The organism is Glutamicibacter sp. V16R2B1 (genome assembly GCF_005774635.1).
GTDB lineage: Bacteria > Actinomycetota > Actinomycetes > Actinomycetales > Micrococcaceae > Glutamicibacter > Glutamicibacter creatinolyticus.
In genome coordinates this window covers 45,669-53,171 of sequence record NZ_VATX01000019.1, presented here as the reverse complement: position 1 = coordinate 53,171, position 7,503 = coordinate 45,669, and the positions used below count along the sequence as shown (strand labels likewise).

The 7,503-nt window shown below is 63.9% G+C and carries 8 protein-coding genes and 1 riboswitch; of the genes, 7 read left to right on the top strand and 1 reads right to left on the bottom strand.

Going from position 1 to position 7,503, the window contains the following annotated elements; genetic code table 11:
- Positions 1–53 precede the first annotated feature (53 nt).
- Positions 54–329, bottom strand: a complete 276-nt coding sequence (locus FDN03_RS14245) for a hypothetical protein (RefSeq protein ID WP_054820970.1) — start codon at positions 327–329, stop codon at positions 54–56.
- A 433-nt stretch (positions 330–762) separates the two neighbouring features.
- On the opposite strand from FDN03_RS14245, the gene FDN03_RS14240 reads away from it, so the two are divergent.
- The 7 genes from FDN03_RS14240 (at position 763) to FDN03_RS14210 (ending at position 7,490) form a co-directional block, all read left to right on the top strand.
- Positions 763–1,140 (top strand): GntR family transcriptional regulator, encoded by a 378-nt coding sequence (locus FDN03_RS14240; RefSeq protein WP_138178203.1) that lies wholly within the window; start codon positions 763–765, stop codon positions 1,138–1,140.
- A 3-nt stretch (positions 1,141–1,143) separates the two neighbouring features.
- Positions 1,144–2,061: an ABC transporter ATP-binding protein gene (locus FDN03_RS14235; protein ID WP_138178201.1), complete on the top strand. Its 918-nt coding sequence runs from the start codon at positions 1,144–1,146 to the stop codon at positions 2,059–2,061.
- Positions 2,058–2,756, top strand: coding sequence for a hypothetical protein (locus FDN03_RS14230; protein WP_138178200.1), 699 nt, complete (start codon positions 2,058–2,060; stop codon positions 2,754–2,756). The genes FDN03_RS14235 and FDN03_RS14230 overlap by 4 nt, the downstream gene beginning before the upstream one ends.
- 305 nt (positions 2,757–3,061) lie before the next feature.
- On the top strand, positions 3,062–4,060 hold the full coding sequence (locus tag FDN03_RS14225) for an exonuclease domain-containing protein (RefSeq protein WP_138178198.1): 999 nt from the start codon (positions 3,062–3,064) through the stop codon (positions 4,058–4,060).
- 74 nt (positions 4,061–4,134) lie between these two features.
- Positions 4,135–5,508, top strand: a complete 1,374-nt coding sequence (locus FDN03_RS14220) for a plasmid pRiA4b ORF-3 family protein (RefSeq protein ID WP_138178196.1) — start codon at positions 4,135–4,137, stop codon at positions 5,506–5,508.
- A 274-nt stretch (positions 5,509–5,782) separates the two neighbouring features.
- Positions 5,783–5,872, top strand: a riboswitch (SAM riboswitch).
- Positions 5,873–5,946: 74 nt separating this feature from the next.
- Complete coding sequence (locus FDN03_RS14215; protein ID WP_138178194.1) at positions 5,947–6,756, top strand: ATP-binding cassette domain-containing protein; 810 nt, start codon at positions 5,947–5,949, stop codon at positions 6,754–6,756.
- An 8-nt stretch (positions 6,757–6,764) separates the two neighbouring features.
- Positions 6,765–7,490, top strand: a complete 726-nt coding sequence (locus FDN03_RS14210; RefSeq protein ID WP_249354602.1) for a methionine ABC transporter permease — start codon at positions 6,765–6,767, stop codon at positions 7,488–7,490.
- Positions 7,491–7,503: the final 13 nt, after the last annotated feature.

The window sequence follows — 7,503 nt, the reverse complement described above, 5'->3', positions numbered from 1 at the left end:
CGTGCTGGTGACCCCGACCTTTACTGCTTCCTTGCTTCAACTCCGATCGGCGGCTAGGCCGAGGCGTTGTCCTCGTCCTCCGATTCATCCTGGCTGCGGGTCAGCTGCTTGGGGGTGGTGTGGCCAAGGACCTGGCCGCTGGCCGGGGTCTGGGCGGCGCTTTGCACCGTGCCTTGCGCGTTGGGCGCCACCGCGCCGGCGGAATTCACTGCGCTCAGGCTCAAGCCCAGGGTCAGCATGGATACCGAGGCAAGCATGGTGGTGAAGCGGCTGCGGTTATTGGCCCGCTGTTGGGCTTCGGAGGGGCCATCGAAATTCGGGGAGTACATCACTGTCGGAAGGTTCCTGATTCTGTCGTCGGGGATCCGTTTGGACCCGGTCGGCATGGTTCAACACGCGTTGCTCAGGGCCGGCGTGATGCGCAAGCAGGCGAAGGTAGTGCCTTGGTCATCAGTGTCCTCCTCATCTGTGGTGGATTGATTCCATCCTTTCTGTTCAAACTTTGTGTTAGCTGAGTTACTGACCCGGAACAGCTGAAATCCCACCGAAATCCGCGTCTTTACAGGTCAGCGCGTTCACGAACCGCGAACAGTTAAGAAACCTTAACTTTGGATCCCTGCTGCACCGACGCGGGATCAACTTTTCCGACTGCAGGGTCTTGTCGGATCTCGAGGCTGGTTATATGGTTAGTTACATGAGTAATGAACCGAGTAACAGGACGAGGGGAACCGCTGTTGTTCGGACACATAGAGGAGGCGTTCAGTGATCGACGACTCGAAGCCGATCTTCCTGCAGATAGCCGAGCTGATCGAAAATGACATCGTCTCCGGGGTGCTGGCCGAGGAGGCCCAGGTGCCCTCCACCAACGAATTCGCCGCGTTCTACCGGATCAACCCGGCCACCGCGGCCAAGGGCGTCAACCGGCTCGTGGAAAACGGGCTGCTGTACAAGAAACGGGGAATCGGCATGTTTGTTGCCCACGGAGCCCGCGACCGGCTGATCGAAGCCCGGCGCCAGCACTTCAGCAAGCAATACATCCAACCCCTGGCCGCCGAAGCCCAGAAGCTGGGCATCGGCACCCAGGAACTGATCGACATGATCCAGGCCGCCCACGGCCAACTATCGGGCAAGGAAGTGTAAGCCATGACCAACGCACCGGCGATCCAAGCCACCCACCTGACCAAGAAGTTCAAGGACGTGCGGGCCCTGGATGATGTGAGCCTCTCGCTGGAGGCGGGACGGATCTACGGCCTGCTCGGCCGCAACGGGGCCGGCAAGACGACACTGATGTCCATCCTCACCGGCCAGGGCTTTGCCACCGACGGCTCGGTGAAGATCTTCGGGCATGACCCGTTCGAGCACGATCCGACGCTGGCCCGCACGTGCTTCATCCGGGAATCACAGAAGTACCCGGATGACTTCAAGCCCTGGCAGGCCTTCAAGGCCGCGTCCCTGTTCTACGAAAACTGGGACGAGGACCTGGCCCAGGATCTGGTCGCGGCGTTCAAGCTGCCGCTCAAGCGCCGCATCAAGAAGCTCTCGCGCGGACAGCTCTCCGCGGTGGGCGTGATCATCGGCCTGGCCTCCCGGGCGGAGATCACCTTCTTCGACGAACCCTACCTGGGTCTGGATGCGGTGGCCCGGCAGATCTTCTACGACCGGCTGGTCGAGGACTTCGCTGAGTTCCCGCGCACCATCGTGCTCTCCAGCCATCTGATCGATGAGGTCGCGAACCTGCTGGAGCACGTGGTGGTCATCGACGGCGGAAAGATCATCGTCGATGAGGAGGCCGACGCGCTGCGCGGGGCGGCGGTGACCGTGACCGGCAACGCCGAGGCGGTCACCCAATTCATCGGCGGTTACCCGGTGATCCACCGGGACGCGCTGGGGTCCCTGGCCAGCATCAGCATCCGGGCAACACTCTCCGAGGCCGAACGCCAGCAGGCCAGGCAGCTGGGACTGGAGCTGACCCCGGTCTCCCTGCAGCAGCTGGTGGTCCGCAGCGCCATGGGCGCCATGGGCGAGGGTACGAGCAAGCAGAATGTTGAGGCAATGAAATGAACCGGATCATCCAAGTTGCACGCATGCAGCTGATCAACAAGTGGACGTTTATCGGCATCCCGCTGCTGATTTTGGGCGCATCGTTCATGTTCACCATGGCGATCTTCTGGCTGGTGCGCCAGGCCGGCGGGCAGAGCGAAGTGACCTACAGTGGTGGTGCCCAGGCCCCGATGTGGTACTTCCTGGCCCTGGGCATCCAGTCGCTGACGATGACCTTCCCGTTCTCCCAGGCCATGAGCGTCTCGCGGCGCAGCTTCTACCTGGGCACCCTGGCCCTGTTCGGGCTGTGCGCGCTGGTGCTCTCCAGCTTCTACTACCTGATGGGCCTGGTGGAGCAGGCCACGAACGGGTGGTGGCTGAACGGGCGGTTCTTCGCCCTGGAGTGGGTGGCGGAGAACAACTGGTTCATCCAGATCATGTTCTACTTCGCGCTGATGGTGCTGTTGTTCATGATCGGCTTCTGGGTCTCCACCATCTACCTGCGCTGGCGCACCACAGGGCTGCTGGTGTTCTTCATCGGCCTGGGCGTGCTGGTGCTGGGCACGGTGTTCTACATGACGCTGGGCGAGCGGTGGGGCCAGTTCTGGAGCTGGGCCGTCACCTGGACCGCCGGGGGAGTGGTGCTTGGCGCCGGCGCGGTCGCCGTGCTGATGGCCGGGGCCTCCTACCTCACCCTGCGCAGGGCCAGCGCCTAAAACCACCGGCCCCACCCGGGCCCCGCACCCCGCGAAGGCGTGCGGGGCCCAGCGCCGTCCGGACCCAGGAATGCCCCGGAGGTTGCCGACGGCGTGCAGACTGTGAGATCGTGTCGGGGCGCTGGCTGCGGCACAGAGCGGGCACGGGTCATGCTCCCAAGCGCGCGGCCCCAATAAATCCGCGAGTCACTGCGGAGGATTTACCCTGAGCACGTACCTGGTAACGGTGATCTTGGACCGCTTCCGCGGGCCCGTGGGTGTCCGGCCTGAACCGTTCGGTCGGGAAAGCGGAGTACAGTGAATATGTGGCTTTGGACTTCACCGCAGTTGATTTTGAGACGGCAAATGGATTCATCGGGTCGGCCTGTTCGGTCGGGCTGATCAAGGTGCGTGGCGGGCGCATCGTGGAAACCGAGCAGTGGCTGCTCAAGCCGCCGGCCGGTTTCGACCACTTCGACCCGCGCAACGTCTCGATCCACCACATCACCGAGGACATGGTGGCCACCGCCCCGCGCATTGGCGAGAAGCTGACCGACCTGCTGCAGTTCGTCGGGGATGACGTGCTGGTCGCGCACAACTCGGCGTTCGACTCCGGGGTGATCCGGGCCGCGGCCGAGGCCAGCGAACTGTCGGTCCCGCAGATCCAGCACCTGTGCACCGTGAAGCTCTCCCGCAAGGCCTATGACCTTCCCAGCTATTCGCTGCCGTTCGTGGCCGAGGAAGCCGGGCACCCGATCGAAAACCACCACGAGGCGCTCGCCGACGCCGAAGCCTGCGCCTGGGCCATGATCGATATCGCCGAACGCGGCCAAACCCCCACCGTGCACAACACTGCCGAACACTACTCGGTGCCGCTGGGCCTGACCCGTCCCTGGCAGCCGGGCGATGAGATTTCCCGGGCCATGCGTGACGCGCAGGGTTGGCTGGCCCGCGGTAATGCCATGCCCCCGCGCGACGCGTTCGCGTTCTGGCCGCAGGAGGGGGACAACCCGGCGCCGAACCTGGAGGCCGATGCCAGCCACCCGTTGTTCGGGCAAACCGTGGTGTTCACCGGGAACCTGGGCGTGCCGCGGCCCCAGGCCAAGGAATGGGCCGCCGCCCGTGGCGCACAGACCGCCTCGCGGGTTACCCGCGCCACGACCGCGCTGGTGGTCGGGGACGGCTTTGTCCCCGAGGACCTGGCCAATGGCCGGCTGACCAACAAGGCCAAGCACGTGCTGCGCCTGCGTGCCGCCGGGCAGAAGGTGGAGATCATTTCCGAGGGCGAATTCATGCAGCTGGTCGAAGGCTTCGCCCTGCAGTAATCTGCCGCGGGACGCGGCGCGACTGATCCTCCCGCAGTCTTCGCTCCAGTCCGCTGATCTGCAACGATGGGTCTATGACTTCTCGCGACCTGCTGACGCTGCGCATTGAATTGATGGAATCCCAGCCGCTGATCTGGCGGCGCATCCAGATTCCGGCCGACCTGGACCTGGCCGCTGCCGGTGACATCATCCAGATCGCCATGGGCTGGGACAACAGCCACCTGCAGTCCTTCCACAGCGCGGACCCCACCCAGGGATGGGGCAAGCCACAGACCGGAACCAGCTGGTATGACCAGCTTGCCCTGGACGAGGAGCTGGAGGGCCAGCCGCAGGAGGGCACCACACTCGGCCAGGCCCTGGCGGTCAACCCGGGAACCTTGTTCTACGTGTACGACTTCGGGGACAACTGGACGCACCGTCTGACCCTCGAATCATCAACCCCCTGCCCGGACGAGCAGTGCGCCGCCCGGGTGCTCGAGGGGGAAATGCGGGCGCCGGTGGAAGACAGCGGAGGATTATCGGGCTGGTACGACAAGCTGGAGGAGTTCCACGCCGAACAGCCCACCGAGGAGCAGCAGGAAACCATCGACTGGCTGCGCTGGCGCTCCGGCGATGAGCTCGACTTCGACCCGCTGACCTACAACCAGCAGGCGGCGAACCGCGAGCTGGAACTGTACTTCAGCCTCGTCTCGGGAGACTCGGTCTTCGGCCAGTGGCTGCGCGCCAAGCCCTCGGGGGTACGGCGCTACGCGCTGATCCTGGCCAGCGAGGCCGGAATCACCGACGCGGCGGAGGGGGCGCCGATTCCCGAATGGTTCTTCACGGAGATAGTTCGGCCTTTCCAGGTGCTCATTGAGCTGGCCCAGGGCGAAGGCATCAAGCTCACCCCCGCCAGCTGGATGAACCCGAAGGCCGTGGCGGAACTGGTGAACCGCCTGCAGTGGGAGGGCATCGACTACGAATCCTCCTCCCGCAAGCGTGAACACTCGATGCATACGGTGGCCCACTTGCGTGAGGTGGCGCGCATGGCCGGACTGGTGCGGGTCTACCGCGGGCGTGTGCTCGCCACGAAAAAGGGCAATGAACTGGCCGGGGATGAACAGCGCCTCGCCCGCCATCTGCTCAACGCCATCAACACGGCGGAAAAGGATGAGGGCCTGCGCGATGGCACCATCGCCTACTGGTTGTGCCGGGCCGCCGGGATCGAGGCGCTGAGCGACGCGGCGTCCGACTACATCACCGAGGTCATGAACTTGCTGGGTTACCGGATGGGGCCGCTGGGTCAGCCGTTGGGGCGCCATGCGGTCGTGCACCGCAGTACTCTCGCCCACCTGTTTGAGGAGCTCGCCCGGTGGCACCGACGCGACTCCGGGGGCTACTTCTCAAAGCCTGCCCAGGAACACGTGGACGAATTCGCGCGGATGGTGCTGCAGGCTCCCGTGTCCTGAGGCGCGCCGTAACGGGGCGAGAGACGAACCGGTCCACCGCCTGACTACGCTGTTGGCCTGCGGCCCCTAATGGGCCGTGCATTATGGCTTTGGTGTGCCCAGAATCTGGAATCCGCCTCATCCGTCGATTCACATGTCGTCACAGAAGCGGAAGATGACGGGATGTGACGCCCGAAATGTCGCCATAAGACTGATCATTGCAGCTTGTGACCTGCCCTTTGAGCCGTTCTCCATCCCTGCGCCAGACTGGTGGACAACGAAGGCGATGACCTTCAAACCATCCAGAGCGGCCGAGAGATCTGGCTCTACGACGTCGCGGCAACCACCCCCTGGGGCACGGTGCTACTGCCAGAAACGATGGAGAATTTCCTGGCTGACCCCTCCTCAGTGAGGCTGCGCGGCCGGGACGCTTCGTCGCGGTAAAGACGAGGAGTACACATGATCAGCCTGCGCAACGTATCGACAAGCTTCGGCACCGGCAGCGACGCTTTTACGGCCGTGGACAACGTGTCCCTGGACATTCCCCAGGGCTCGATCCAAGGAATTATCGGTTTCTCGGGAGCGGGAAAATCGACCCTGATCCGCAACATCAATCTCCTGCAGCGCCCGGACAGCGGTTCGGTCCAAGTTGGCGGCGTGGAATTGACCGAACTTTCAGAGGAAGAGCTGCGGCGCGAACGCCATCAAATCGGCATGATCTTCCAGCACTTCAACCTGCTCAATAACCGCACTGCCGCCCAAAATGTGGAGCTCTCGCTCAAGTTTGCCGGGGTTCCCGCCCGCCAACGGAGAGCGAAGGCCCAGGAGGCGTTGGCCATTGTGGACCTGGCCGACAAGATCCATTCCTATCCGGCCCAGCTCTCCGGCGGCCAAAAGCAGCGCGTGGCCATCGCCCGCGCCCTGGCCACGCAGCCCAAGGTGCTTTTGTGCGACGAACCCACAAGCGCCGTTGACCCGCGCACTACCGCCTCGGTACTCCAATACCTGCTGGACATCAACGCCAACCTGGGAATCACCACCGTGATCGTCACCCACGAAATGAACGTGGTCAAGGCCATCGCCGACAACGTGGCGGTAATGGAGGACGGGCGGCTGGTTGAACAGTTTGACCTGGCCGAGTTGAGGCAACCGGGTTTCAGCCCGCATACCGCGATCGGACGCTACCTGATCAGTGACGAGATCGTCCTGCAGCGCCCCACCGGCCATGAAGAACACCGCACCCCGCAGCTGTCGGCTGCCGCATCCTAGGAGACGTCTTGAGCACAATCTATCTTCCGCTTGCGGCCGCTGCGAGCAGCAACGGCGCAGTGGCCACCTTCAGCATTGACCGCCTGCTGGAACTGGGACCCGAGATCGGCGTCGCGATCGGCCAGACCCTGGCGATGCTGCTGGTCTCCATTCCCCTGGCGATCCTGATCGGTACCCCCTTGGGAATCTGGCTCTATTCCATGTCACCGCAGGGCCTGCGGTCCCGACCGCGGCTGCACCGCATCGTCGACGGTGCAGTGAACACCATCCGCTCCTTCCCGTTCCTGATCCTGCTGATCGCGATCATCCCGGTCACCCGGTTCATCGTCGGAACAACGGTGGGTACCGCCGCGGTGATTGTCCCGCTGACCATCAACGCGATTCCCTATTTTGCCCGCTTCGTGGAACAGAACATCACCCAGCTGGGGTCGGGCGTCGTTGAAGCCGCCAATGCCATGGGCGCCACCCGCGGGCAGATCATCCGCGACGTCCTGCTGGTGGAGGCCCGGCCGGCGCTGTTTGGCTCGATCACCATCATGACCGTCTCCTTCATCTCCTACTCGGCCATGGCAGGGCTGGTTGGCGGGGGAGGGATTGGCGACTTCGCCATCCGCTACGGCTACTACCGCTACGAGACCGGTGTCATGCTCCTGGCCATCGTGCTGATGATCGCGCTGGTGCACCTGGTGCAGGTCTCCGGCACGGCGCTGGCCCGGCGCTACGACAAACGATAGCCAGCACCCGTTA